The 24,909-nt window shown below is 44.5% G+C and carries 31 protein-coding genes; all 31 read right to left on the bottom strand.

The genetic code is table 11. From position 1 onward, the window contains the following. Nucleotides 1–420, bottom strand: a complete 420-nt coding sequence (locus E4K67_RS17520; RefSeq protein WP_135548985.1) for a hypothetical protein — start codon at nt 418–420, stop codon at nt 1–3. A gap of 55 nt (nt 421–475) precedes the next feature. Continuing rightward, nucleotides 476–1,558 carry a phage tail-collar fiber domain-containing protein gene (locus E4K67_RS17515; RefSeq protein ID WP_135548983.1) on the bottom strand — a complete coding sequence of 361 codons (1,083 nt, stop codon included), beginning with the start codon at nt 1,556–1,558 and terminating at the stop codon, nt 476–478. A gap of 1 nt (nt 1,559) precedes the next feature. Then, the gene (locus E4K67_RS17510) at nt 1,560–2,177 is read right to left on the bottom strand and encodes a phage tail protein I (protein ID WP_135549368.1); all 618 of its coding nucleotides are present in this window, start codon (nt 2,175–2,177) and stop codon (nt 1,560–1,562) included. Then, nucleotides 2,177–3,340: a baseplate assembly protein gene (locus E4K67_RS17505; RefSeq protein WP_135548981.1), complete on the bottom strand. Its 1,164-nt coding sequence runs from the start codon at nt 3,338–3,340 to the stop codon at nt 2,177–2,179. The genes E4K67_RS17510 and E4K67_RS17505 overlap by 1 nt, the downstream gene beginning before the upstream one ends. Next, on the bottom strand, nt 3,337–3,639 hold the full coding sequence (locus E4K67_RS17500; RefSeq protein ID WP_135548979.1) for a hypothetical protein: 303 nt from the start codon (nt 3,637–3,639) through the stop codon (nt 3,337–3,339). The genes E4K67_RS17505 and E4K67_RS17500 overlap by 4 nt, the downstream gene beginning before the upstream one ends. A 6-nt stretch (nt 3,640–3,645) precedes the next feature. Further along, complete coding sequence (locus E4K67_RS17495) at nt 3,646–4,230, bottom strand: phage tail protein (RefSeq protein WP_135548977.1); 585 nt, start codon at nt 4,228–4,230, stop codon at nt 3,646–3,648. Nucleotides 4,231–4,243: 13 nt separating this feature from the next. Further along, nucleotides 4,244–4,435, bottom strand: a complete 192-nt coding sequence (locus tag E4K67_RS17490) for a hypothetical protein (RefSeq protein WP_135548975.1) — start codon at nt 4,433–4,435, stop codon at nt 4,244–4,246. Beyond that, entirely contained in the window at nt 4,435–5,346 is a 912-nt protein-coding gene (locus tag E4K67_RS17485; RefSeq protein WP_135548973.1) for a phage late control D family protein, read from the bottom strand. The genes E4K67_RS17490 and E4K67_RS17485 overlap by 1 nt, the downstream gene beginning before the upstream one ends. A gap of 6 nt (nt 5,347–5,352) precedes the next feature. After that, nucleotides 5,353–5,565: a LysM domain-containing protein gene (locus tag E4K67_RS17480; RefSeq protein ID WP_135548971.1), complete on the bottom strand. Its 213-nt coding sequence runs from the start codon at nt 5,563–5,565 to the stop codon at nt 5,353–5,355. Next, nucleotides 5,558–7,135 (bottom strand): phage tail tape measure protein, encoded by a 1,578-nt coding sequence (locus E4K67_RS17475; RefSeq protein WP_135548969.1) that lies wholly within the window; start codon nt 7,133–7,135, stop codon nt 5,558–5,560. Before E4K67_RS17475 ends, E4K67_RS17480 begins: the two co-directional genes overlap by 8 nt. 135 nt (nt 7,136–7,270) lie before the next feature. Next, the gene (locus tag E4K67_RS17470; protein WP_135548968.1) at nt 7,271–7,609 is read right to left on the bottom strand and encodes a hypothetical protein; all 339 of its coding nucleotides are present in this window, start codon (nt 7,607–7,609) and stop codon (nt 7,271–7,273) included. A 47-nt stretch (nt 7,610–7,656) separates the two neighbouring features. Then, nucleotides 7,657–8,166 carry a phage major tail tube protein gene (locus E4K67_RS17465; RefSeq protein ID WP_135548966.1) on the bottom strand — a complete coding sequence of 170 codons (510 nt, stop codon included), beginning with the start codon at nt 8,164–8,166 and terminating at the stop codon, nt 7,657–7,659. Beyond that, nucleotides 8,163–9,623, bottom strand: coding sequence for a phage tail sheath protein (locus E4K67_RS17460; RefSeq protein WP_243454528.1), 1,461 nt, complete (start codon nt 9,621–9,623; stop codon nt 8,163–8,165). The genes E4K67_RS17465 and E4K67_RS17460 overlap by 4 nt, the downstream gene beginning before the upstream one ends. Before the next feature lie 4 nt (nt 9,624–9,627). After that, a complete protein-coding gene (locus E4K67_RS17455) occupies nt 9,628–10,155 on the bottom strand; it encodes a hypothetical protein (protein ID WP_135548962.1) in 528 nt (175 codons plus the stop codon). Nucleotides 10,156–10,158: 3 nt separating this feature from the next. Then, nucleotides 10,159–10,785: a phage tail protein gene (locus E4K67_RS17450; RefSeq protein WP_135548960.1), complete on the bottom strand. Its 627-nt coding sequence runs from the start codon at nt 10,783–10,785 to the stop codon at nt 10,159–10,161. A gap of 2 nt (nt 10,786–10,787) precedes the next feature. After that, on the bottom strand, nt 10,788–11,102 hold the full coding sequence (locus tag E4K67_RS17445; protein ID WP_135548958.1) for a hypothetical protein: 315 nt from the start codon (nt 11,100–11,102) through the stop codon (nt 10,788–10,790). Beyond that, nucleotides 11,103–11,336 carry a hypothetical protein gene (locus E4K67_RS17440; protein WP_135548956.1) on the bottom strand — a complete coding sequence of 78 codons (234 nt, stop codon included), beginning with the start codon at nt 11,334–11,336 and terminating at the stop codon, nt 11,103–11,105. A 14-nt stretch (nt 11,337–11,350) separates the two neighbouring features. Further along, nucleotides 11,351–12,406: a major capsid protein gene (locus E4K67_RS17435; RefSeq protein ID WP_135548954.1), complete on the bottom strand. Its 1,056-nt coding sequence runs from the start codon at nt 12,404–12,406 to the stop codon at nt 11,351–11,353. Nucleotides 12,407–12,430: 24 nt separating this feature from the next. Next, on the bottom strand, nt 12,431–12,781 hold the full coding sequence (locus E4K67_RS17430) for a hypothetical protein (protein WP_135548952.1): 351 nt from the start codon (nt 12,779–12,781) through the stop codon (nt 12,431–12,433). Between the two features lie 3 nt (nt 12,782–12,784). Then, nucleotides 12,785–13,897, bottom strand: coding sequence for a head maturation protease, ClpP-related (locus E4K67_RS17425; protein ID WP_135548950.1), 1,113 nt, complete (start codon nt 13,895–13,897; stop codon nt 12,785–12,787). Then, nucleotides 13,894–15,528 (bottom strand): phage portal protein, encoded by a 1,635-nt coding sequence (locus E4K67_RS17420; RefSeq protein ID WP_135548949.1) that lies wholly within the window; start codon nt 15,526–15,528, stop codon nt 13,894–13,896. Before E4K67_RS17420 ends, E4K67_RS17425 begins: the two co-directional genes overlap by 4 nt. A 45-nt stretch (nt 15,529–15,573) precedes the next feature. After that, the gene (locus E4K67_RS17415) at nt 15,574–15,807 is read right to left on the bottom strand and encodes a DUF6148 family protein (protein WP_135548947.1); all 234 of its coding nucleotides are present in this window, start codon (nt 15,805–15,807) and stop codon (nt 15,574–15,576) included. Further along, nucleotides 15,804–17,726: a phage terminase large subunit family protein gene (locus E4K67_RS17410; RefSeq protein WP_135548945.1), complete on the bottom strand. Its 1,923-nt coding sequence runs from the start codon at nt 17,724–17,726 to the stop codon at nt 15,804–15,806. Before E4K67_RS17410 ends, E4K67_RS17415 begins: the two co-directional genes overlap by 4 nt. Beyond that, nucleotides 17,710–18,291 (bottom strand): protoporphyrinogen oxidase, encoded by a 582-nt coding sequence (locus E4K67_RS17405; protein ID WP_135548943.1) that lies wholly within the window; start codon nt 18,289–18,291, stop codon nt 17,710–17,712. Before E4K67_RS17405 ends, E4K67_RS17410 begins: the two co-directional genes overlap by 17 nt. Nucleotides 18,292–18,456: 165 nt before the next feature. Then, nucleotides 18,457–18,663, bottom strand: coding sequence for a hypothetical protein (locus E4K67_RS17400; protein WP_135548941.1), 207 nt, complete (start codon nt 18,661–18,663; stop codon nt 18,457–18,459). Nucleotides 18,664–19,264: 601 nt separating this feature from the next. Next, the gene (locus tag E4K67_RS31150) at nt 19,265–19,399 is read right to left on the bottom strand and encodes a hypothetical protein (RefSeq protein WP_274594891.1); all 135 of its coding nucleotides are present in this window, start codon (nt 19,397–19,399) and stop codon (nt 19,265–19,267) included. 141 nt (nt 19,400–19,540) lie between these two features. Continuing rightward, nucleotides 19,541–20,080, bottom strand: coding sequence for a hypothetical protein (locus tag E4K67_RS17395; protein ID WP_135548939.1), 540 nt, complete (start codon nt 20,078–20,080; stop codon nt 19,541–19,543). A 123-nt stretch (nt 20,081–20,203) separates the two neighbouring features. Continuing rightward, nucleotides 20,204–21,598, bottom strand: coding sequence for an SNF2-related protein (locus E4K67_RS17390; protein WP_135548937.1), 1,395 nt, complete (start codon nt 21,596–21,598; stop codon nt 20,204–20,206). Beyond that, entirely contained in the window at nt 21,595–21,882 is a 288-nt protein-coding gene (locus tag E4K67_RS17385; RefSeq protein ID WP_199242588.1) for a VRR-NUC domain-containing protein, read from the bottom strand. Before E4K67_RS17385 ends, E4K67_RS17390 begins: the two co-directional genes overlap by 4 nt. Nucleotides 21,883–22,164: 282 nt before the next feature. Further along, entirely contained in the window at nt 22,165–24,573 is a 2,409-nt protein-coding gene (locus E4K67_RS17380) for a virulence-associated E family protein (RefSeq protein WP_135548933.1), read from the bottom strand. Between the two features lie 48 nt (nt 24,574–24,621). Continuing rightward, complete coding sequence (locus E4K67_RS17375) at nt 24,622–24,897, bottom strand: DUF3850 domain-containing protein (protein ID WP_135548931.1); 276 nt, start codon at nt 24,895–24,897, stop codon at nt 24,622–24,624. Nucleotides 24,898–24,909: the final 12 nt, after the last annotated feature.

Below are 24,909 nucleotides of genomic sequence, written 5' to 3'. Positions count from 1 at the left end.
TCAAGCCCTCCCCCACGCCTGATAGGGACCTTCAGTAGTGATATTGACAAAAGTAAACGGCTCAAATGCTTCGTCAAAACTCGTAAATGGGTATACCGTAAAAGTCATATTGTTAATGGTAATCGTCAAATTCGAGTCACCATCATTACTAATAAAAAACTCCCGCATTGGTTTGGTGAATGTATGGGTAACCGTCGTAGATCCTGTAAAAGGCTCATTGACTAATCTCCCTGTAAGTTTAGTATTCACGCTACCATCAGAATTTACAGCAAGGGCATTCACCCCTCCCCCTGCATCCTTAAGGTTAACGTCCATTGCCCCGTTAGCGCCTTTGATAGCTTCGTAAGACAATCCATCTCGTTTTAAAAATTGAGGAACTGGGGTCCCCGCAAGATCAGATAATAGTTTTGCTAAACCCAAAATAAGCACCTCCAGTTGATCGCTGGCTACAAAATATTCCTCCAAAGATCTCTCTTTAAAGTTTCATAATGTACGCTAAAGCGTAGTAAAGGGGTCTATTTTCTAATGTGGTCACCCCTCCACTATTTACAGTCACAGAAACACTATGATTATGACTTCCGTCTGAATTAGTCGTCCCTGAAACTGAGTGGGTATGAGATGTTGACGCAAAGTAATCTTGTGCTCCAGCATCTCCACCATGAGTATCACTAGGGCTTCCAGTTGCACTTGAATAACTATGGCTGTGACTTCCAGCATAGCCAGACGAGCCTGAAGCAGTATGGGTGTGACTAATATCATTAGTACTCGTACCACCTGTACTACCCATGTTATATGTTGAACCTGCACCAACAATAAATCTATTAACTAAGTTAGGTGTACCATTAGCGCCATTGCATATAGCCCAACCACTTGGTATTGAAGCAATGGAACCAGACCACATGACAATGGCCCCACTAGGAATGCCTGGATCTGCCGCGGGAATAGAAGCTATTTGTAAATCGGTATACACTTTTGAATTAGCCTCAGCCGCGTTCGCCTTAGTCTGAGCTCCAACAGGTGTTTCTTTTGCATTCCATGTGTCCCTGTCAGTCTGAGAAACGTGAATCACATTGTTTCCAGTGTGACTATTGAAATCCTGAATAGTCGTAAAGGTTAATGAAGTGTCAATGGTCGCAGAGACATTAGATGCATTCCCTATGATAGTCACTACATCAATGCTCTTTTCAAGAATGTCAGCTCCGCCCGAGGACGGAATATACTCTGCGCTGGCATCGGCGTTCCCGTAGCAGTAAAGCACCTCGCCAAGGTCTGGATCCTGGGCATAGACTCCAAGCTCCTTCCAGTAGAAGCCCTCAGTAACATCTTGATTTGAGAAGGCTGTTCCAACTACAGCGTTTCCACCCGCCATGGTTTTAAGTTTAGTAATACTCAGTGATTTTATCTGATGTTTTAATGTCGTAAGATCCGCGATAGATGTTCCGCCCAAGTCACCATCACCGATTGCTATCCGTGTGAAATTCAGTTGTGCACCCGCCTGTGCTTTCGCTTGTAAATTACGACCAACAGTTGTAAATAATAATCCTCCAAAAACACTCATGTTAGCCCACCTGCCTAGTTTCTATGAAATCTCCTGTATGAACCGCACCGCCAAAATATATATCTAGTTGACCAGACAGGGATATTAAGATCACTTCAAGATGGGAGCGCATATTCTTAACTGAATTAAGCACCGTAGTGAATTGATTAGCTAAATCTGCTGTTACAGAAGGGTTAGTTGTCAAAACCTTAAACATACCTGGTTCTCCTCCGTAATCAAACCACTCTTGAACTTCACCGTCTCCAAAATACGTCTGAATGATCTGCTCCACTGCATAGGGCGTTCCTTTATACATGTGAACTATTATTGCGCTACGAACTATTTGTTGTTTCGTGGCTATATCGACCGAAGGGTCGTACCACTTAATATTTAGTTGCCAAGCTAATTCGTCAAGCACCTGCTCGTTTGTAATTTCAGGTGCAAACACCTTAACTACTAACCCTGGAGAGATCGTAGCCCATTTTATCTGATTCAATCGGGCCAGGATTGAACACTTTTTAGCCTCACCAGATAGTTGTTGGAACTGAGGACTAAGCGCCCGACAAAAAGCAATCGTTGTCGGGTCGTTTTTCATGTAGCTACTTTGGAGGCTTAGTAAATCGACATCGCTTAAATCCATCACTCAAGACCTCCATACGCAACTGTTATGGTACCGACTTTAGCTACCTGAGTTGATGTAATGTCAGCATACACTGGAGAAGTCAAGGCAATTCTTTTGACGGCTGTTTTAGTAATGCTACTTTGCTGATACTGGGCCGCACTTTGAATGAAATATCTAAGCATATCTGGACTAACCGAAATCCCAAGTTCACTTTGTTGCCAAGATATATACTCATATACTGCGCTATCAACGCCTACATCAAGCTTTTCTCCTTCTATTGCTTGGCGATATTTAATCTCATCCGCACTGAGCTTCTCGTCAAGATAATAGGTTAGGGCAATATCGTAGGAAACAACAGTAGGAGCTTCAACTTGAACTTGATCTGTTAATGGCCGCTTATCTTTTGCAGAAGTGATCGCTAAAACTGCATCTAAAATGCTTTGGCTAGGAATGCCACCCTCTTCGAGCAGTGGTACGATCCTGACAACACAAGGTGATGGACTATCCACGGCCACGTCTATAATTGTACTATCAGCACTCTTTGCCCAAAAAATATAGGCCCCTTCAGGACCTGCTGTAGAGAGAGACTCTGGAAGAATTCTGAGTCTTTCTCGGTAATTATCATCGCCCTCAATATCGGTTCCACCAGAACTCGTATCCGTATTGACTATACTTAATACATAGGGAATTGGGTCCACCATGGTTTTTATTTGCCCAGCGATATATCCATTGTATTGAGATCCAACCTCCGTAGCTATTCCCTTTACTTCTGCTGTAAGCTGACCGGCTAAGATCGTAACATCCGAGGATGTCGCATAATATAACATACCATCAGGGGTAACTCTTTTCCCTGCTCGTATAAGATAGTTTGATGGTTGGATTACTGATAGAGTTATCTTCAGCGTAGTAATTGCGCTTTGTGCGCTTAACCTTTTTCCCCGATCTCCATAAAGCTCACCAAGAGCATCAAGAACATCGCCACGGGCATACCTGAGAAGATTCTGCCGTGCGCTGTCATTGATTAAGTTTTTCAGACCAACAACCACCTGCGTTTCCTGTTGTAGAAACATAAGGCGCTCATCAGCAGGATAAAGGTTTTCTCCTAGAACTTGTTCAAACTGTCTAATCATATCTGCCTGGATCTGTGCAGCATCTACTTCAACAAAATTGATCTCACTCAAACTTCTATCACCACCTCTGCGTCAATTTTCCCTTGCTCATTAATTCCTTTTACGGTCACGCTTGTAACCGTTACGTCAGGTTGATAGTCCTGCACAAGTCGATAAACATCTGCAGTAAACAACGCCACAATAGTTGGGTAAGGTTTATCAATCATCGCTGGATTCAATCCCATGATACGGTTATAAGCTACGTCATATCGCCAAGTGTTAAGGAGATTTAGTACATTCTGGGCTTTACGTTGACTCCCTTTTGCTGTCCAGTCTAAGTTGCCTTGGGAAGTATAAATTGTTTGCGGCACAGTTAATTACCCCCCTAGAAATCTTGATCTATTGTATTCTGACATAGACACCATTGTGGGGTTTTCTCGCTTATAGTCTGACTTATCTTCTGGGCCATAGGTACCACCATAATCAGAAGGAGTCAGCCCTGGAACACTTGATGTCTTCGGTCCGCCAGATCCATTAGCTTTCGCCGCTGCAACTGCAGCCGAACCAGGACGAACATACTCATCCAACTTTAGTTGCAAGTCTAACTTAAGCATATTCCCGAGATTATCCATGACTATGTTTGAACCTTGGACATCTACCAGAAGCCACTTATTCCATCCAAGAGGGCTTCTCCCAAGAATAAATTGATAGGCAACGCCTGCGTCCTTGATTTGCTCCCATGATTCCATTTCATGACGTGGGTTTACTCCTTGTGTTGCGTCGAGTTTTAGAGTAAAGTTCAGTCCATTTAATCCAGGGCCCTTGTTGTAGGTACTGGGTTTCTTTCCTTCTGCGTCTTGCTTTTCAGTATCAAGTGTAGTGGTATACTGCAGACCATCAAAGGTATATATTTTTGAGTCCGTTATTTCGAAAACTTTGCTTCCGAATACTGCAATAGGCATGTCATTTCACCGCCTAATATTTGGCCAAGATTAGGCCGTCTTGCATATTATCTGAAAAGAACACCACAACGATGTAATCACCTATTTCAAGAGTTCCAACGCCGACGGCCACTAATAGAGGGGCTGACACTGCGTTCTCTTTGTCCGGGAAGGTAGCTCTAGTGCCCTCTATTCCAATACTTGAGACTATCCCCCTAAGTACCATTAATACCCCTCCAGTGGTTTCCTTAGCTTTGCTATGGTCCGCTTTTGAACCAACTTGTGGATAATCTGATAGGCAAAATAATTGCCATCTGCAAGACCGAAATTATTCAAGGCAAGAACATTGCCGGAAGCAATTCCCGGCTCGAGTCTAATAACTCCGGAAAAGGTCTGTTCAAATTTATTTTTAGCACGGAGAAGTCCCTTGGATGTGCGTTCCGCCTCACCCAAGCTTCCCAAGGCAATATCAAACGCTTTAAGTGTTGGCCCGTATGCTCCGGGAGCTTTGAATTCATATTGAACGCCCTTATGAGAGACTTTGCACGCACCAAAGATTTGGTTTGATTTATTCTTAAATAAAAAGTCCCCGTCTATATCGTCGGGGGTCAATGATTTGACTGCTGTTTGGGATTCCATGTACTGCTCACCGTAGACAATAAGTTTCCCATCGGTGATCTTAAGGGCACAGCTTTCCAGAAGGCAACGCCTAGACAAAAATTCAAAATCTGCCTGCTCGTACTGGTCTACTCTCGTGTAAAGTTGATCCTGTACACCGTATGTTTGAAGCGTAAGGCTGTGCTTTGAGGCAATCTCCCGGACTAATCCGAGGAATCTTACATTGTCCCAGGACTTGATATTAGGAGTCTTGGCCTCTTGTTTAACTGGTAATGCTTTGATACTGATAAGGCCTCGCTGCTGTCCTAATTCATCAGTGTACATGATACCGCTGTCGAATCCAGATTCTTTAATCTGAATGGTGTGATTCTTTTCAGGTTTCCACTGACTCCATAGACCTTTGGGATCATTGAGAATCAAATCAATGCTGTCTAGTTCCCCTCCAGCATTGTCAATTAGATCAGCCTTACGAATTTCAACAGCATTGGTAATGTCTTCACTCTCGTAAATTAATTGCATAAACTATCACCTTTTCCATGGCGGTAGTGTTGACGCTGCCGATGGATCCACGACTCTAATTTTTAAATCTACTCCAGCTTCAAATACGAGCACGTTTACATAATCCGGATTGTCTTGGATAATCCAATGAGCTTTTGTTTCGTCGTTCCACGCATCGAGAGCAAGAATGTCAAAGGTGTCACCCGCTTTGGTTGTATAAACGAAATATGGGTTATTCAAAAGCAACCCTTCCTTTATCTCCGAAGTATTCTTCAGCCCATACTTTGAATTGCTCGTATGAGGTATTCAAGGCGCTTTGGACCTCAGGTCCGCTTCCACCTTGGATGACGGGGGCATAGGTAATATTCACCTCATTTTTGGAACCGCTTGAGTTTGATCCTCCGACTCCTAGAATGCTGGCTGTTTGTTGCAATAGACCTAGACTTCGTGGAGTACGTTGTAAGGGAATGGCCATTTCTTCCCCTGCTTCACCGAATATTGAGGGACTGGAAGCAATACCTCCGGATGCATAAGGGGTTAGTTGCTCGTAGGCAAGTGTCGAATTACTTTGATAACCTCCGCCAAAGAAGTTCTTAATGGGTTCCGCTACCTTACCGATCCACGCGAAGAGTTCTTTACCCTTTGCCATCACCCAGTCCCAGTTTTGCCAAAGAGCAACACCAGCTGCCACTAGAAGCCCGATTCCAACAACTACTAATCCAATTGGGTTAGCAGTCATGGCGGCATTAAATCCGTATTGAGCCCATGTCATAGCAAAAGTCGTGGCCGTCCAAGCCCGATATAATTTTGTTACTGTTCCAATTATTTCAAGAGCCGCCATGGACCCTGCAACTCCTGCAACCGCAGGAATCAACCAATTCGAGTTATCCTTTGCCCATCGGATCCCGTCACCCATAATGGTAAACGCATTTGCGACATCCTTCGTCACTTTACCGACATCTACGTTTTGTGCCCATTTATTTGCATACTGGAGGAACTGTGTTAAATATGGTAATACCTGAGTGGCCACCGTCGCTCCCAATTGCTTCATATTTGTATCAAAAAGCCTTTGCTGGTTGGCGAAACCTCCCTGAGTCCTATTAAAATCTCCCTGAGCATCTTTGGAAACAGAAAGAAGGTAATTGTATCTAAGAATGCTCTGAGAGGCTTGATCCATCTTTGCATAAGATGTCTTGATGCCTTGAGACATTGCATATGCTTCCATGTTTGCCACCGACATATTAATACCAAGCTGTTTGAGGGGTTCAGTTTCACCGCTGATGCCAGAACGGATTTTCTCAAACGCAGTTTCTTGATCAAGATTATAAAAACTAGCCAAGTCGCCCGACAATCCAGCTAGGTTTTTAGACATCTTGACCATGCCTTCACCGGTAATACCCGTACTTTTTAGCATGGCTCCCATAGTGCCCGAAAATTGCTTTGCTTGAAGCTCAGAAAGGCCGTATGCGCTTAAGGCTGTTTTGGACCATGCATCAATCTGATTAGAACTCTTTCCAAAAGTGGTATCCACAACGTTCTGTACTTCAGTCAGATCGGAGGCCAGTTTAACGCTTTCGGCTGCAACTCCCGCTACCCGAGAAGCTATGAACGAAAGCCCCTCTGCTGCTATAGCTCCTAAAAATGTTCCCTGCGCTATCGTTGAAACTCTATTCAGTCCATTAGCAGAGTTTCTAAGGTTGTTTGAAAGCCGCATACTCTCACCTGATGCACGTAGCATTGCACTTTGCAGGGATGGATCTATGCGGCCGGCTATCGTTATGAGTGCTCTTAGTTCCTGCCTACTTGCCATTATTGCCCTCCTTTCTCAAACGATTTAATTCTTCTATGAGTATTTGGTTAAAATCAGCATAATCGACTAGGGGGATATTGTAGCAATATTCCGCCGAAGTAGATGTCAGCAAGGTAACTCTAGCAATTGACCTCTTTATTGCATCATCTGTGACAACTCCCCCAAACTGAAGAAGAAAAAACTTCTTGCTAGATTGGATGCTTTCTGCGCGTCTTTCGCGCTAATTCTTAGTACGTCGTCAGTGCTAATACTGCGATCCGCGACGCACACGGCCTCAGCAAAGAGATAAAAATGATAATCCGAGTCCATTTCTTCCATGATCGTTGGTATTCCAGCTGCTTTCATTTTCTTGCCGACATTTATCTTGTCCTTAGCTGTCATGTTTTCAAAATCATAAGGTAATTCGGACAGCTCTATGTCTTCGTTTGCACCGAAAATCTTAAGTGGTTTAGATAACTTTAAAACCTCTGCCATGTCCTCTTCCTCCATCTATGTTATTTTTAAAAAGAAAGCGACTCTTGTTAACCAAGAATCGCTCTGATTGCCTGCATGTAGTCAACACCGTTAACTACGTATTGGTAATTGAATTTATCGATTAATAACGTTTCCACGCCTTCAATCACCTGGCGATATCGCAACACTTCAAATTCCACACTGCCATCCATAGTGGCTCCTTGCTCGACTTTACCGGGCTCATATTTTTTTACTACCCCGGTAATAAAGATTTTCGTACTTGCAGGGATTACGGTTCCATCTGACTGGATGACATCCCGAGCAAACCGCAGTTCAAGGCTTTGCTTACCCGTCTTTGCAAGTGCGGAGGTTTTTTTGTTTATGGACCGCGAACTAATCTTAAAACTCATGGCATTGATTTGTGTTGGAGACGGCATGTCAACCGTTCCTAAGATACCCGCGCCCTTAACTTCCGTCGTGCCAAATTCGATTGATGGCAATTCGCAAGATACATTGTCCTCGATCTCAACGTTGTCGGCGAGAAGCTTATGTGCTATTACACTTCCAGATACAATCATGCCGATTCACCCCCAAACAGAACGCTTAATCCAGCAGTAGTGTACGTAATTTTGGCCGTCAAGGATTTACCTGGTGGCGTTGTCGTTGTGGCCACATCAAAGACAAAATCTCCTTCAACGATATCTGACGTAGGGTTACTGATCTCATTGAAAGCAATCTTCCCGAGCAAGATTTTACCTTGCCCGATCAGGGTATCAAACCACTCTTGGTAATCATTGAGGATCGTCTCAACTTTAGAACGATTTATAGGCTTGTCAACTATGATCCCGTACCGTGATTGGAAGGTATTCGCGATATATTGCAGCATCCTCACACCGCAGTCAAACACGTTCGCTTTGTCCATGTCCTTCCCGTATGCATATTCTCCAGTATGTCCACCCCAGAGTACCCAGCGCCCGCCCCAGTATGATAGAGTGCGTATTCCCTTGCTGTTGAGTACGTTGGCCTGCATTTGGTCAAAGACGATACTCGTGCCATCCGCGAGGCACATCCCGGTCACGTCAACCGGCTTATTCGACGGTGTTTCACAGGGCACGTTGTCGTTTTGATAATCGACCCATTGCATGGTCACGGTCGCAAGAGTAGAAAGGTGGAATTTACGGGTTCCATTCTGAGCCATTGGCCAACATGGGGCCTCTAGGTGGCTATCGTAGCCGTTAGTATCCTTCCAAGCTTGCGCCTTAGTAATGGTATTGGTTGTAGCAGTGGAATCCATGTCGGAGTTAACGAAAGCGTACCAGTGTCCATTGATCTTCTGTGCTGCCACCTTTAGTGCTGCATCAACATCAGGGTCAAAGCTCCAACCAGGAGAATTGAACAGGGTGGGGATCATGTTGTGGGTTAGGTATACCAAATCAACAACACTGATACCTGTTTTCACTCCGTTTACATCAGTTCCGCCAATTACAGAAGCCGCATCTGCTAGACTTGGATCAACCTCATCGAAGGTTACTGTGACTGGGGAAACAATGGCTCCTGTTAGGTCCGTAATTAATACTTTACTGCCATCCGGGATATAGCTTGCCGTGAAATCAGTCCCCTTTACCTTACCTGCAATGGCAATAGATTTCACGATTACTTTGTTATTACTGATGTATCCCTTGCTATTCGTCAGGGCAACTGAGGCTGTTTGATCAGCCAAGACATGGATATCAGGATCAAGGACGTTAACTATGATAATGGGCCCGATAACCTGTATATCGTTTCTGAAGTGTGCATATATGGCTTCACAGAGGTCATAATTAACCCAATCAGCGTCATTGTAACCGACTTTGGCCACGGCATCCTGATAACTCTGGACCAATACCGCTTTATTGACCGCCCCGCTATAATCTTCAAGTTGATGTACTGGCAAGCGTCCAAAGTACACTGGGAGCGTGCTTACCCCTTTTGGCGGAATATAATCCTTGGTTGCTAGTATGTCGGCAAACGCACCGTGTTGGTACAAGTAGATCACCTCACTATAAGTTTTTTAGTATCTCTGAACGCGAGTAAGCTTGTTTCTTTATGGAAAATGTTATCCATCCGTACCAATAAGGATAGGGCTGGTCTTGATACATTCCCCACTTAACCGATTCTTGGACAGAAAAGGAGTTTTTGATAATTGGGTTCTTCAGAAGTTCGGCCTTTGTTCGATCTATGAGGTTCATTAAGTCGATATATCCCTGAAAATCAGGAGTATATTTCACCCTATCGCCTTTCGGTTCATGAAGTCCGGGACTAAAGATAGCAGCGCTGATTCTTATGTTAATATCTGAGCTCTGTCCATCGTCACTGCCATCCTCCATACCCACTATAAGACATGGAATCGTGGACTCCATTCCTTCAGTAAGATATCCCTTTGGCGGGATCCATCCAATATGGACCTGAGGACTGACGAGTTCATACTCTCTAATATTAGTGTCGTTGGCCTTTTGTAGTTTAATTGTTGGAGTTACTTTTTCTAAAAGGAATTCTCGTAACACCTCAAGGGTAGCAATAGTGGACATAATCTAATTACCCCTTCTTATAGAGTCGCTCATTGAAGTCATGGCCCGAGTTATTTCATGCTCAAGTCGGGCATTGAGCTTCTCTGTTGCAAACTCCTGAATTTGTTCACCAACATTTTCATTGGTGATCATTTGCGGGATTGATAGTGTCCTGGGTACCGTGATCGGGAAACGGGCTCGACCTTCGCGACGAAATACGTTGAACTGTGTCAAGTCTGCCGATCTTGCGCCAGTCGTAGCGACGAAGGGTAGAGGGTTCGTGTTGACTACTTTTTTACCCCCGCTTTTTTTGATAGTAACTGCTACTTTCCCTCTACGTCTCGATCCACCCGGTGCCCTTGGAGTGAAAGGAAAATGTGCCAACGAGAGTGTATGTCCTTTTGACGTTATACTTGCCGTCAGATTGCTGGAAGTTGGGCGCTTGATACCACCTGCAAAGCTTTCCTTAACCTCTTTAGCTTTGATAGCATAGGCTCTTGGCACAATTCGCCCAACCTGAGTAATAGTTTGGTCAATTGTACGTTGCAACGCATGATAGGTTGCTACTCCGACCCTTGCCTCGAATCCCCTTAACTCAATGGTTAAACGGTTTACTTGTCTAGTATCAACAAATATTTCTCTGTTTGCCACGATTAACCACCCCGGTTCTGGCTGAGAATGATTTCATACATTCCTGTATCCTCACGAGCATTGAAAACATACATCTGTCGGCCGTCAAAGATTACTGGTGTTCCCTCTTCTGGCCGGATCCCGTAATCAGCCTTCTTGACAAAGAATAATAATTCTCCGGCAGCAATCCCGTCGTATTCCTTTTTTGAGCGTTCTTTTAGCTGGTCATTGTCTACCGTACAGACAAGCTCCACACCGTTTATGGCATGGAGCTCTGCGAACTCATCAGTATTAAGGAAAACATCTAGGTCCTTGGTTAATTGATCCTTGAATGACATTTATTCACCTTCTAGAGGGATACCTGTATTAGGTCCTTGTCCGTCAGATTCGGTCTTTGGATCTGGTTCTTGATTTTTTTTGCTATCCGCTTTGCCTTTTTGCTTTTGGCCTACCCTTTTAGCGACACCGCGACTGACAAGGCGTTTTTCCTCTTCAGTCGTCAGTGTTAAAGTTTCCCCTACACCGTATGAAGTATTTTCATATCTTACTTGGCCATCAATAACTTCAATCATTTAGATTCTCCTCCTTATAGAACTGTTCCAACATACCAAGAATCCACTTCCTGTGGAACGGGTAGAGGTCGACTGTGCAGAGCCAAGAACCTTTGAGGAGGATCATTTTCGACCCAAGTCTGAGCAGCTCTTTCACCGACGATCGAACGGAAACCACTCGCTGTGTTCTCATCCGTCAGCGTGATTTCTCCGTAATAAATGGTCGTTTTGGCATTGGTAGATCCCAATAAGACGGTTGCCGCGGGAACGATCGGACTTTCGACTGGTACTTCTGGGTTTGTCCAATCATCAATAAACCATTCGTTATAGATGTAAATCGGCATGTTGTACTTCAGGATCATCCCGCCATATACAACATTTTCAGTTAGTTGACGAGGATTGAGCTGCAGGACATTCAAGTTCGTGCTTAATTGATCCAAAAAACCCTGAGCTTTTACTTGAATCATAAATGCGTTATACGCATCATAGGACATTAGGGAAACATTCGGAGTGTGGTACCCATTTTGCTGACAAGCAAGCACCCAACGATCTATGTCTGCGAGCGGATTGCTAGTTCCTGCGCTCCAAAGATTCACACCTACGAGAATTTCTTTGTTCGTGAAACCAAAGTCAATCTCATAGTTTACACCTTCGCCGATAACTGGAATTTTACCAGTAAGCATCGCCCGGGAAGCCATCCACTCTTCTCTACGCATATTCATGTCGTTGAATTCCTGTAAAGTATTAGTGAGCATCATGAGCGCTCTTTCTTCCGTAGAAAGGCCACCATAAACTCCCTCACCCGGCATCCTTACCGAAATGCTTTCGACGGTAGTTATGTCCTTTGGTTTGAGCAAAGGGGTTGTGAAGGTATTGGTTTTGTAACCGGTCTTTTCAACGGTTTTGGCTGCACTTTTAGGATTCACAAAAGGAGAAATGCGTCGCTTTCCTTTGTAGAAATCTACATCGATTTTATTACCAAGTACGGGCAATCTCCGTTTAAAAAAAGTATCCCTGAAAAATCCACCCGTTGCTGGTAATACTTGTACCACTTGGTCCATTACTCTAGGATCATAAATGTTGATCGGCATGAAACTATTCCCCTCCTTCTTCGACTATTGTTTTTGAGTCTTTGTTAGATAAATTGCCTTTTCGGCCAAGATATCGTGGTTATCATCGGCCGTGGAGGCTCCTCCAAATCTCATTGCAAACTGATTGAACCATCCCGTTTTATAGCCAATGCTCTTGACTGTTGTTGCTCCGTCTGTCGTGATATCTTCTGATGCTATCACGACAACATCGGCTGTAATCAAAACGGCCGCTGGTCTACCAAACTTACCCGCTGTCTTCTTCAAGACATCCCCACGTTTGATTGTCTGAGATACGTCGATGGTGATTTCTTCAGTAATAACATCAAAATCACCGGCAAAAAGGTTATCATACTTCAATGTATCTAATAATGGCATATCTTACTTACCCCCTTCTTGAATTCCCAGCGTTCTTTTGGCTATGGCAGTAACCTTGTTGAGGATCCCTGTTACTTCATCCGGTTTAGCATCGTCAGAAGCATCTCCCGGTACCGCATTAGCCGTTTCGGCATCGGCCTCAGCACTCGTTACATAAGCAGCATTGATTATTTTTCCTTCTTGCATTGCTTTAAAGAGTACGTTTTCAGCTGTGGCCCCTTCTACGTACTTCGCGTTTGCAAGGAAGTCAGCATCAACCTTGCCATTTAGTACATCAAAGGCTTTGATCCTTTCACGCTCTGCCTTAACTACTACCAACGTTCCTTCGTTGATTGCAGAATTGTAAATGTCCGGGTATTTTTCTTTCAGTTCAGCTAGATCCACAATAAATTCCTCCTCTTTGCTATTTTTTACTGGAATAACGCTTGAATCTACTAGCGCAAATAAATGCCGGATAGATTCATTCGCACTATTTTGAATGGTAATCCTGTTGTACGCGAAATTCATGATGTTTTCTGGTTTTCCATTCTCTTGATAAAGAACTCCGTCAGCAAACCCTTCTTTAACTGCAACGTTTGCACTCATGTATGTTTCATCATCCATCATTGCAGAAATTACATCTCGTGGCTTTCCTGTTTTATTTGCATATGCATTGATGATGGTATCTTTTATGATATCAAGTACGTCGGCTGCTTTTCTCATATCGCTCGCATAGCCTTGTATGCTTGATAAGGGGTTGTGCACCATCATAATAGCCACTAGCGACATCAAAATTTCATCACATGCCATAAGCGGTATTGTTCCAGCGCTCATAGCTTTGCTGCCAACTTTACCTGTAATCTTTGCGCCGGTCTGCTTATGCTCTATAAGAGCGATGTACATACCAGTTGCTGCAAACACGCTCCCACCATAACTATCAACCCAAAGGGTTATATCTTTCCCAGCATATTGTGCAAGTTCTATTCGAAAAGCGTTTGGTGAAGCCGCTGGTATTCCAAACCACTCATACAACCACGCATCTTCGCTGTCAACGATGTTTCCCTCAATGCGCAATTCAATGTTTTCAGGAGTAGTCCCTGATGCTTGATTTCTTATAAACTGCCAAAATCTACTCATTTTTTATTATCACCCCCTTCCGGTTTGCTTTGAGGAATTTGAGGTATCGGGTCTATTAAAAGACCTGCATCCTTCATCAGCTTCTGCTCCCTCTTAGCTTGCTGAATATTTCTGTCAAAGTTACCGCCATTGATCTCCATGGTTTCTTGCTCTCTCGTGGAAATACCGTTTTTTATTCTTTTTTCAGCGGCATTGATCTCTTTCAGGGGGTCAAGCTGCCCTGGCGCGGGACCGTTCCATTCAGCTCCACTCCACGCCTTCCGAATAATAGGATCGTCGAAAAATCTTGGTGCCTTAACCCTACCGAGCGCAATCGCTTGGGCAAGCCATTCGTCATACACAGGTTGGCAAAAGTCCTGTGCCATCCACGTCCGGCGCATCTTAAACATTTTCCACGCTTCCAGAAGCGCAGCCCTTGCCGCGGAATAACTTGCATTAAAGGATTTTTGTAATAGCTCTTGAGGTATTTCAAGCGCAGCGCCAATGTATCTTGATAGAGCATTCACAAATCCATCAAAAGCAGTGTTAGGTCTTCCTGGGTTTGCCATTTGCACATCTTCACCAGGTTGGAGAATGTTGATCGCGCCATTACCAAGTTCATAGGATGCCGGTTCTCCTGAGGAAACCTGTTGGTCTTCCGGTATCATCGATCCAAAAGGCATCTCACTAGAAGGACCGTCGCTTTTTACAAATACCGTAAACATACCTGTAACAACCGCCGCCATTAGCTCTGCTTCGGTGTATCTTGTAAGCTGTTTAAGCGGTTCAATTACAGGGGCCAAGAAAGGAACGCCTCTTCGTTGTTCCGCTCTTTCCGATTCCATGAGATGCAATACATTGGGCCGACCGGTTCTTTTCCCGAATGCCTCAACTCTTGACCAAGTAAGTGGGGCCATGTTGCTTGAAAGGTAGAATGATTGTGGATAGCGATTGCATACGTGATAAGCAACCACCGCACCTCCAGTATCAATTTCCACTCCGGATATTACCTTGTTTCCATTTGGAGCAGTTCCCTCAACGGCGAACATGTTTATATCTCCCGCTACGATATTGTTAAAGATGTTAGGGGTGCAGACTCGATCCGCTTCGATAAGGTGCAGTCGTAGGCCATATGGCATATACGGTACTGGTTTATCTTGCTTTAAGAGTGCGAACCCATCCCCACTTTGTAACCACATTAACTGAGCGAGTTGTTGCATCTCGTAGAAATTATTTATCTTAAGTGCATCACAGTGAACCGAATCAGCCCATAGAGAAAATTCTCTCTCTACTGTCTGTTCCCACTCGTCTGCTGCCTCTTCCGATAACCCAAGATACTTGAAGTCTATTCTCGATTTTAACAGGAGGCCTGATCCAATGACATTTGTCCTGGTCGTTTGTATCGAAGCTCTCCCAAGTGGGGCGTTCATATACAGATCACGACAACGGTTTCGCAACGAAAAAAGGTTTAGGTCGATATCTTCTTCTGGACTGGAGCTTCTGGCATTCCAACCTCTCATTGATTTTTTGGTGGAAGATGCCCCTCCTTCTGAATAACCGGTGTTTAATACTTTGAGTACATTCCTTGAAGCTATTCGTTTAAGTGCTTTTTCTGGTGCAAAATAAGAAACAGCTTTATCGATTAAATTCAATCACATTCACCTCCTTCAGCCAAAAATTAAATAGTCTTGCGGTAATCAAAAATCTCTCGGGATTACCCCTACCGTTCGATTTCTCCCTTTTCCAGCGATCTTGCTCTCTTCCTGAGCAATTTCTTTCTCCAAATACTCTATCATTATCCTTATATGACTTAGATTTGCTCTATTTAATTGTTTGGCACCGATTTGATAGCTTTGTGCACCTTCTAAAATCGCTATTTCACAATCAAGGTACATCTGTAATCTGCTTTGTAAACTCTCTAAGCGGCTCAAATGCTCACCCCTTTACTCATTACACCTGACCTTTTGGGCTTTGTGCTCTGTTGATTTTGAACCACTTTTTGATTCTGACCAGAATTTTGTAGATTTTTAAGAAATTCAAGGGGTGGATTTAGGATTTCCAAGGCCGCTGCAGCATAGTTTCTAAGATCAAACGGTTCGTTTCTTGCCCCTGTAGTGCGCTTTTCCCAGTGTATCTTTGCTTGACCTTTAATCCATCGTGTGACGCGATGCTCTGCTGTTAGCCCATCAAAATAGGCCTGGTCATAACCCTTTCCTGCTTCCGTGGGAAAGTGGCAATATCCCGGGCCTTCAAACTGGATCTGTAAATTTGATGTAATAATGTCCTTGCCTACGTCAACGCCGATATTGAACAGCCATACGCCGTCATCATTTCTATGTTTTGGACGATGAATAAACGATGTACCACTCGCGCCTTGTCCCTTAATAGCCCAAACTCTCCGGATCTCTCGAGTTTTACAAAATTTATAAGCTGTTTTTGTGTGATGACCACCGGTGTCTATGCAGGTTGTCATAATTTGTAGCACTTGGCCATCTTTACGAGGATAAGACTTAGTGAGAACAGCGTCAAGCAGATCCCATGCTGACTGTATTTTTAATCCACTTGGACTAGTAATTGTAGTTAACTGCCCTGGATCCCCCATGATCACCCCGTATTGTATTCCCCATGATTCCCCTTCTAACCCCCATCCTACGATCTCATATTCAAGTCGATTATCCTGCGTGTCAACCCCACAGGTAAGGACTAACACATCATTAGGAACCTCGCAATCATATCGTTCTCTACGCTTGACTAACTCTTCTGATTCAATGCCTTCGCCTTTTTCTTCCCAAAGCTCACCGAGTAGTGTGTTGACTACTACCTTTAGTCGCGTGGGATTATGACTCGCCTCAAGGAACTTGCGGGCAATTTTGCTCCACGGTGTCCACGGGGAGGAGAAAGCATTGAGCCAAAAAGACCGAATTCCATTACTGTATGCCTCCGGGTTGTTTGCAATCCACTTGGCTGGTTGCTTGCGCATGATATCCTCTGTGGATATGCACCCACATGAGGGACAAACCCAGCCAGTGATCGTGACATAGTAGGTCTTTTTGTTGTGTATCTTGACAACCTCATGATCATATTTCACGTTTCCAAATACAATACTGTGCCATTCCCCACACTCAGGGCATTGGTGGCACCAGTACTCCTGTGTACCTTGGTAAAAAGACGCCTCGATGTTACTGCTACCCTTAATGGTCGGCGTCGACACCTCAATTGCCTTTGCATTATAGAATGTCGCCTGCCTTGCTTCAGCCAGTGACCAGGGGTCTCCTTCAGTACCTGCACTCAGTGCCCAGCGATCGCGTTCATCCCCAAGTATGTAACGAGCCGGTGTAGACGCCAGGGCCGACGCACTGTTCGATCCTGTTATTGTGAGCATGCCACCTGGAAAAGATTTTTGTAATATCGTGTTACCGCTGTCACGTGTTTTGATGTCGGATACTTTAGCTTTCAGTGCCTTACTGTCTCTGATCATTGGGGCCACACGAAGGCGAGAGAACTTTCTTGCATCTTCGAGTGTTGGCTGGACGAATAGAATTGAGCCTGGATCTTGATCGATGATGTACCCGATTATATTGAGCTCCAGCTCCGACTTGCCAACTTGCGCTGCTGCCACCATTACGACCTTACTGATCCTTGGGTCAGTAAAGGCATCCATCGGTTCTTTCAGATACGGAGTTCTTGATGTCCTCCACGGCCCTGCCTCTGCCGAGTTCTCAGGGGAGAGACGGCGTTCTCTGTCGGCCCATTCTGACACGGTGAGGTTTTCGGGCGGCCTGAAGTTTTTGAGCGCGCTCGAAATAGCTGCGTTTAGCCTTTCGGTCGCCCTCTTATCCTTCTTGGCCATCTTCCTCCATCTCTCGCCAGCCCTTACGATCCCTTACCCGCCGTTTGTATTCCTCGGGATCGTAGCGATAATTAGAGAGATCATTGAGAATACCGTGGCATTCTTGCTTGATACGCTCCGATGCTTCTGCTGCAGTCTTAGTATTCGCCACATCAATTGCTAGTCGTCCAGGTAAAGCCATAATCATACTCCTGATTGAAAAAACTAGGGCTGTAGTCATAGCCTCGACATCCTCGCTGCGGTGCATTTTTCCTTCGAGTTCATTAAATTCAAGGGCTGCCATTCCCGCTTTGCTTTCTTTAAAGTCAGCCTCGGCATTCGATTTACGGGTTTCAATCTTCATTGCTTCGCTACTTTTGGACTCTCGGTTGTTGGCCTTGTCTCCAAGATGCTTAATGTACTGCTTTATCGTCGACATAAGGTCGTAGCAATTGGAGCCCTTGACCTTAGTGGAGACGATGACCCCTTCCTTGGTGAACTGCTGAATTCTACGCGTCGATACACCGAAAAGCTCGGCAAGGATGTCGCTACCGACCATTTGGTTGTTTGGTTTATCATCTGGCATCGTTAGCCCTCCCCCTTACTTTTGGCGAAACGAAACGCCCTAAAAAAAAAATTCTGAAACTACATGATTCTCGGGACTCGCTAGACCCGCATTAGAGAGGAATCTCTGGAAGGACCCATTTTCGTAGGGCCGCTTCTTGTTTAACTACAATCTCTCGATTCGTCTTCATCTGAGTAGATTGACCATGATCTCTATTTGCTCTACAGTCAAAGGTAACTCTGCGATTCTATACAACTTACGCACATAATTTGCATCTAGAGATATTTCCTTATGTTTAATATAGAACACCAGTGTTTGACGCGCCTTACTTTTCTTAATAAGCATTTCTAACTCATCAACCGCCGTACACTCCTCTTCCAATACCCTATCCACGTCATGCCTTACCCTCTCCTTATCTGTCTAATACCACCACGATCACGGTTGTAGGCATCATTCGATCATAGTCCTCCCGCGAACATTAGCTGGACATGCTGAATAACATATATCAGTAACGCACTTATGGAAACTAAAAAGGGAGAGGTGAAATATATGCTTTTAGTGGGTGTAGGTATTTTAGTGGCATTGCTGGTAATTATTGCTTTATTGTTAATAATCATCTGGGAACTCCGGAAAACATGGAAACCCTGTGAAGCTTAGCTCGTGAAAGTTTTGGCCTAGGTATTTATACCTGGGCCTCTTTACTTAGTTCCCCCCCGCCTTATCTGCCTAATCCCACCACGATAACAATCATACTCATCCCATGAACATTAACCGGACAGGCTGAATAGAATATACTAAGAACTCCAATTGTGTATGAACTCTCAAAAAGGAGGCGTAATGAATGATTTTAACAGCCTTGATAATAATCATTGTGTTATTATTTTTAATCTTCTTAGAACTATTTGAGATATTGCAACTCGCAAGGCCCCGCAAACACTGCTGTTAATCAGTCCACGATAATTTTGGCCTAGGTATTTATACCTGGGCATTTCTATTACATTGGGCCATTAATCCCCCGATTGCTCTTCATCATCTTATCAAAGGCTTGAAACTTATTGGTATCCTCGTACTTCGTTGGTGTAGGTGGAGGTTTGGCAACACTTTTTTTCTTACGTTTCTTTTTAGCCACGATGCAATCACCGCCTTTTGAACATAGAAAAAGCGCCACCTTTCGGAAACGCTTTCTTTTAGAAAAAATTTGATATTACAATCATAACACGGCGAATAATCCATGTAAATGTCAGGTTAATGTCATAGGTTGTCAAGGGCTCTAAAGCTCTAACTGCAAGCCATCAGCACCAAAAATCAAAACGCTCAACTCTCTAATCATGTCATTTTTCCATCTATTCACAGATGACTCACTACACGGTATTTCAGCGGCTATGATCCGCACCCTTTCCAACCAGGGTAATAGACTTTTAGTAGGATCTAGGTAGAGCTTCTCAAGGACAACGTACTTTTCTAATTGCCCTTTGTCGATCATCTTTGTCCTAAGTTTCTCTAAGCATATTTCGATTTGCAAGACCATGATCAGGGTTCGTATCCTACTCCGTCTGATTGACCGAATAATAACATCCTCCATATCTGCTTCCTCAAAATTATAGGCTTCCATGTCTTCTTCTGAAGCCTTATCTTGCGAAAGCTCAAAATGTTCGATTAAGTTTAAATAGTTTTTTAGCAAGAGTTCGGTATTGCCAAACCTGTTTTTCCTGATTCGCATTCGTTCCTCATTCTTCTGGAGCTTCAGCGCTTCGACGGCAGCTGCTGTGGCAATCTCCTGAATATTAACTGTGCCGGGTCTTTTACCCATGGAATCAATCCTCCTTATCCGCAAGCACTCCATCCACATGTCTGATCAGGGCATTGAATGCACCCGCCAGTATGTATTACTGTCAACCCACCCCATGGACATGCCTTATCATTAGCAGGTTTATCAAGATGCATTTATATCACCTCTCACTTTCTCTATTCTTGCTTTCAAAGCAACCATCAGTCGGTCTTGCGTGCTGCTCTTATCCAGTAGGGCTGCTATAACGTCCTCATCGACTCCACCAGAAACAATTAAGTGGTGTATAATCACCTTCTCGGTTTGCCCTTGTCGGTGTAACCTTTTGTTCGCCTGCTGGTATAACTCCAAGGACCAGTTCAGTCCAAACCAAATGACGTGGTTTCCTCCTTGCTGAAGGTTCAGGCCATAGGCCGCACTAGCAGGATGGGCCAGAAGGATATCAATTTTACGGGCGTTCCAATCATCCTGATCTTGCGGGGTCTTCAGCTCTCTTACTCTCAAGTGAGTGCTTTCCAGTGCTTTTTTAAGTCTTGCTAGGTCGTGCTGAAAACTATAAAACACCATTGCCGGTTGTCCGTTTAGTCCCTCAACTAGCTCCATAAAAGATTCGATCTTGCATTGATGAATGTCGACTATTTTACGCTCTGCGTCATAGACAGCACCATTGCACAGCTGCAGCAACTTGTTCGTTAGTACAGCAGCAGAACCGGCATCGATCGTCGAGTCCTCAATCTCTAGAATCATTTTCTTTTCAAGTTCGTCGTAGGAGGCTTTGGCTTTTGGGTCAAGATAGACTGGAACAGTAACCGATATACAATCAGGGAGTTCCAAGTAATCCTCAGCTTTCATCGATATGCAGATGTCCCTAATTCGTTGCTGAATGATTTCATCCGCTCCCGGCTTCATTTCGTAGCTATGCCCGTCCCAACTACGCTCAAAATACCTAATGCGATATTTCGTTATTTTGTCCTCTAGCCTTTTACCCCCATCGAGTAGATACATCTGGGCCCACAAGTCAAGTAGACCGTTAGGGGCTGGTGTTCCGGTAAGTCCTACAAACCTATTTATGCTTTTTCTCACCCAAGTCAAAGACTTAAATCGTTTAGCTTGGTGGTTCTTAAAGCTGCTGAATTCATCAACCACAACCATGTCGAATGGCCATGCGTTTCGGTAGTAGCTCACCAGCCACGAGACGTTCTCCCGATTAATCACGTAAATGTCTGCTGGTGTATTAAGCGCCCTAACTCTCTTTGCTAAACTCCCAAGCACCGGCACGATCCTTAACAGGTGCAGGTGATCCCACTTTGCTGCTTCGTTACTCCATGTCCCCTCCGCGACTTTTTTGGGCGCGATAACAAGTACCTTACTAATCGCAAATCGATTATATTTCAAATCGTTTATAGCAGTTAACGTGATCACTGTTTTCCCCAATCCCATATCAAGAAACAGCCCTATCCCCTCGCTAATGACTCCCTGTACAGGATCAATTAGCAACCTTTGTATGTTGTATTTCTGATAAGCGTGGGGAATAAATTTCATCGGATCAACAACTCACAATACTCAATGAATTTATCGACCTCAGCTTTACTGTCCAAATTGAAAACCGAATTTCCTAGCTTTACTAACTTTGCTTGCTCTGCCTTTTGGAGTGCTGTTGGTTTTTTCCCCGGAGCTTTAGCTTCTACGAATATTTTTATTCCACCGGGGAGACACACCAGTCTATCTGGCACACCAGAGTTACCTGGCGAAACAAATTTATATGCTTTACCTCCGAGAGCTTTTACCCTGTCTCGAAGATGAACTTCTACTTCCTTTTCCCTCAAAGCACTCATCCTCTCAAGTTTTCATTTTGTATACTTTGTACCCTTTTTTCCCTTACGTGCGTGTATTCATGCGTATCATGGGTGCACACCCTCGCGCGCATCCTTTAATTTCTTTAAATATATATATACATATAATAGTTAGTCTACAAGGTATACAAACGGCTGAAAGCCTTACCCTCTTAGGGTTCGAGTTGTATACTTTGTCGTAGACTATCTCAAAAATGAAAGTCTACAAGGTCTACAGAGAAAGTCTACAAATATAGAAAGTCTACATCGGTAAGTCTACAATTTTTTAAAACCTTTTTGGTGGCCGTATTCTCCGAAACGCATCGAACTCCCCTGCCTTTTCCATCCTTCAAACCCTGCCAAAATGGCATTCAATTCTATGGAATCAGATCTTCGCATGAACTTTAATTCTCCACCCAAACACTCGCACCACACCTCTGCGGCACATATCCGATCACGCGCCACGGTTTCAACGCTATCGCGTCCGAATTCACTCGTCCAATAAAGACGCTTATCAGCAAGCGACCTCTTCTCCCAACCAACCGGTATCTGCCTCTCGATAAACTCCTGAACGACGCCCTCTTTCACGTTGCTCTCTCGATGTATCTCCTGTTCGATCTTCGACTCTTCTTCGGCAGCGCCTGTAAGATATAACCTCTCACCTAATTGCCAGTAAATATAGGCCTCTGCCCATATCTGGTCCACTTCGTTCTCGAGGTCAATAAAAACGCTTTTAGTTACCGGTTGCAGCCCACAATCAACAGGCCAAAATCTCCGATTACCGGTCCTGTCTTTCAAGAATTCGCTGTCGTTCGTGGTACCGAAAAACACACACTGACGCGGATGAACACCTGTCCGTCGTCCGAAGGGCTCTCTATAGATATCCTCAGTTCTGCTTAAAAACTGCTTTACTGAATTCGTCTCTGACTTACTCAGTCCATTTAGCTCACCAATCTCATTTATCCATATCCCCTGAAGCATTTCTGAGGCTTCCTTGCCCTCAAACGTTGTCAAGCTGTCAGAATACCAACGTCGGCCTAAAAGCCTAAACAGAGTACTTTTACCCAATCCCTGTGGCCCTGAAAGAATCGGCATGTAGTCGTATTTGCAACCAGGTGTCATTACCCTTGCGACTGCAGCCACCAATGACTTGCGCATCACGGCCCTTGTGTATGGTGTATCTTTAGCGCCAAGATAATCAATCAGCAAGGTATCAAGCCTTTTTACTTCGTCCCACACAACGCCCTTCAGATAACTCTTAACATCGTTAAATGTGTGCTTATGGGAGCAAAGGGCCACCGCATCATATATTCGTTCTTTGCCGGTTATGTTGTACGTTCTCTCGAGGTAATGCCTAAGCCCGGCATCATCTATATCCCCCCACTGCTGCGTTGATGCTCCGTTGCTGCTACTGATCCCCCAGGGTAAGGCCCCAAGGATCAAACCTCTATTGGCGAATTCATCAAATGCCAGTTTACCTTTTAGCAAGGGGTCATTCTCTAGGATAACAAGCACGTTGTCTGTCGTCTTGGCCGGTCTGCCGGTCGTTGGACTTACTGCGAGCTTACTAATCCAGTTTGCAGTCTCCGCAGAACTATCGAGTGGGGTCGCAGAAAACTCCTGGACTGCTTTGTCATATCGTTCTTGGTTGAGTAAAGCTGCAACGTCGGTATCATTTACTGCAAACTCACAAGCAGAAGCAAATGAAGGCATTTTGCTCGTCGGAGTGTCGGGCTTAGCATCATCGTCGAGCTCTCCGAACTTATGCAAACGAACAAGGTCAAAAGCGTTCACCAATTTGCCACTTGTGGGATCCGTTGCATGATGGCTGTATAGGAAATTGCCGTTATCGTACACAACAGCTCCGCCGGTGGTAGATCCACCTGTATAGGTAAACCGTCCGGATCCATCGTCACAGTAGCTATATTCACCGGGCAAGAAAGTCTCGATTGCACTGTAGATGTCATATATTCTGCAGAAGGCACCAACCACTCCGGTCTTTACCGTTGGATCCCCTTGCTTAGCTGCTAGTCTAAGGTGGCTCTGCTGTGCTCCGGGTACCTCTGGCCATTCGTTGACGTTTCGCCAATCTGTATAGGTAGCGAGCAGCCCATCCGTGTCGAGGAAAGGGTTGTCGCCATGTGCATAAACAAACGTGCTGTCTGAACTTGCACTGGGCCAATACATAAGGCGAGAGGCCTCGAAGGTGGTCGGGTCGCATAGTTCAATCCCAATGATGCTCCCCAGCTTACGCGCCAGAGGTTCATATTCGTCTGCAGTGGCCGTTCTGCTTAGTGGTACCAGCACACGCAAACGTGGTTTTACCTCTTCGTGCTTGCGGGTAGAATAAACTACATAAGCGCAGCCTAAACCGGCAACACGGCGCAACGTGTCCTGCGTCTGGGCCTGTTGAATGTTGTCTAGGTCGAGGGTTATAACGTCACGCCCGACGACGTTACTTGCCTTTCGCCTGTTACCTTGCAGCGTACCGGCTACAAAACCTCCGACATCTTTTAGTTCATCCTGTTTACTTTTTGGGAGTCTCATGTACTCAGCGAGTGTTTCAGTTCCTCTGACGGGTGTTCGCAGCTTATCTACCAGCTCTGACCAAAACAAAGTTTGTGTCGGCCAATAGGTAGCTTTGCGGCTCCCGGCAGATGCAATTTTAATTTGACGATCATTCATGAGCACCGGAAGCACCTCAATCCTTTCTTTATCTGCTTGCTTGATACTCTATCCATCAAGGACATTAATGCTCATGCAAATATAACCATCGGGGAGAAAGGGAGAGCCTGATAAGGAATACGTGACAAGCACCGTTATATCAGAAGCTCCAGTATAGTCATCTGTTTTAGGATCAAATTCCTGTAGGATTAAAATCTCTCCAGTTTGATAATCTCGATCATTGAATCTTATTTCAAATTTTTTCTTACGCTTTTTAACATCTTGGAAAAACTCGGGATGTGTTTTCAAATAATGTTTTCTTACATTCGGATTTAATCTCACCATGCTTTAATCCTC

It is taken from the genome of Desulfosporosinus fructosivorans (genome assembly GCF_004766045.1).
Classification (GTDB): Bacteria; Bacillota; Desulfitobacteriia; order Desulfitobacteriales; family Desulfitobacteriaceae; genus Desulfosporosinus; species Desulfosporosinus fructosivorans.
The sequence above is the reverse complement of the archived record's forward strand: the minus strand, read 5'-3'. Positions and strand labels throughout refer to the sequence as shown.

What these genes read in the sequence shown, in the direction of transcription:
- E4K67_RS17515 (WP_135548983.1), bottom strand. Translation starts at nt 1,558, where the DNA reads ATGAGTGTTTTTGGAGGATTATTATTTACAACTGTTGGTCGTAATTTA.
- E4K67_RS17510 (WP_135549368.1), bottom strand. Translation starts at nt 2,177, where the DNA reads ATGGATTTAAGCGATGTCGATTTACTAAGCCTCCAAAGTAGCTACATG.
- E4K67_RS17495 (WP_135548977.1), bottom strand. Translation starts at nt 4,230, where the DNA reads ATGCCTATTGCAGTATTCGGAAGCAAAGTTTTCGAAATAACGGACTCA.
- E4K67_RS17490 (WP_135548975.1), bottom strand. Translation starts at nt 4,435, where the DNA reads ATGGTACTTAGGGGGATAGTCTCAAGTATTGGAATAGAGGGCACTAGA.
- E4K67_RS17485 (WP_135548973.1), bottom strand. Translation starts at nt 5,346, where the DNA reads ATGCAATTAATTTACGAGAGTGAAGACATTACCAATGCTGTTGAAATT.
- E4K67_RS17475 (WP_135548969.1), bottom strand. Translation starts at nt 7,135, where the DNA reads ATGGCAAGTAGGCAGGAACTAAGAGCACTCATAACGATAGCCGGCCGC.
- E4K67_RS17470 (WP_135548968.1), bottom strand. Translation starts at nt 7,609, where the DNA reads ATGGCAGAGGTTTTAAAGTTATCTAAACCACTTAAGATTTTCGGTGCA.
- E4K67_RS17465 (WP_135548966.1), bottom strand. Translation starts at nt 8,166, where the DNA reads ATGATTGTATCTGGAAGTGTAATAGCACATAAGCTTCTCGCCGACAAC.
- E4K67_RS17455 (WP_135548962.1), bottom strand. Translation starts at nt 10,155, where the DNA reads ATGTCCACTATTGCTACCCTTGAGGTGTTACGAGAATTCCTTTTAGAA.
- E4K67_RS17445 (WP_135548958.1), bottom strand. Translation starts at nt 11,102, where the DNA reads ATGTCATTCAAGGATCAATTAACCAAGGACCTAGATGTTTTCCTTAAT.
- E4K67_RS17440 (WP_135548956.1), bottom strand. Translation starts at nt 11,336, where the DNA reads ATGATTGAAGTTATTGATGGCCAAGTAAGATATGAAAATACTTCATAC.
- E4K67_RS17435 (WP_135548954.1), bottom strand. Translation starts at nt 12,406, where the DNA reads ATGCCGATCAACATTTATGATCCTAGAGTAATGGACCAAGTGGTACAA.
- E4K67_RS17430 (WP_135548952.1), bottom strand. Translation starts at nt 12,781, where the DNA reads ATGCCATTATTAGATACATTGAAGTATGATAACCTTTTTGCCGGTGAT.
- E4K67_RS17425 (WP_135548950.1), bottom strand. Translation starts at nt 13,897, where the DNA reads ATGAGTAGATTTTGGCAGTTTATAAGAAATCAAGCATCAGGGACTACT.
- E4K67_RS17410 (WP_135548945.1), bottom strand. Translation starts at nt 17,726, where the DNA reads ATGGCCAAGAAGGATAAGAGGGCGACCGAAAGGCTAAACGCAGCTATT.
- E4K67_RS17405 (WP_135548943.1), bottom strand. Translation starts at nt 18,291, where the DNA reads ATGCCAGATGATAAACCAAACAACCAAATGGTCGGTAGCGACATCCTT.
- E4K67_RS17395 (WP_135548939.1), bottom strand. Translation starts at nt 20,080, where the DNA reads ATGGGTAAAAGACCCGGCACAGTTAATATTCAGGAGATTGCCACAGCA.
- E4K67_RS17390 (WP_135548937.1), bottom strand. Translation starts at nt 21,598, where the DNA reads ATGAAATTTATTCCCCACGCTTATCAGAAATACAACATACAAAGGTTG.
- E4K67_RS17380 (WP_135548933.1), bottom strand. Translation starts at nt 24,573, where the DNA reads ATGAATGATCGTCAAATTAAAATTGCATCTGCCGGGAGCCGCAAAGCT.
- E4K67_RS17375 (WP_135548931.1), bottom strand. Translation starts at nt 24,897, where the DNA reads ATGGTGAGATTAAATCCGAATGTAAGAAAACATTATTTGAAAACACAT.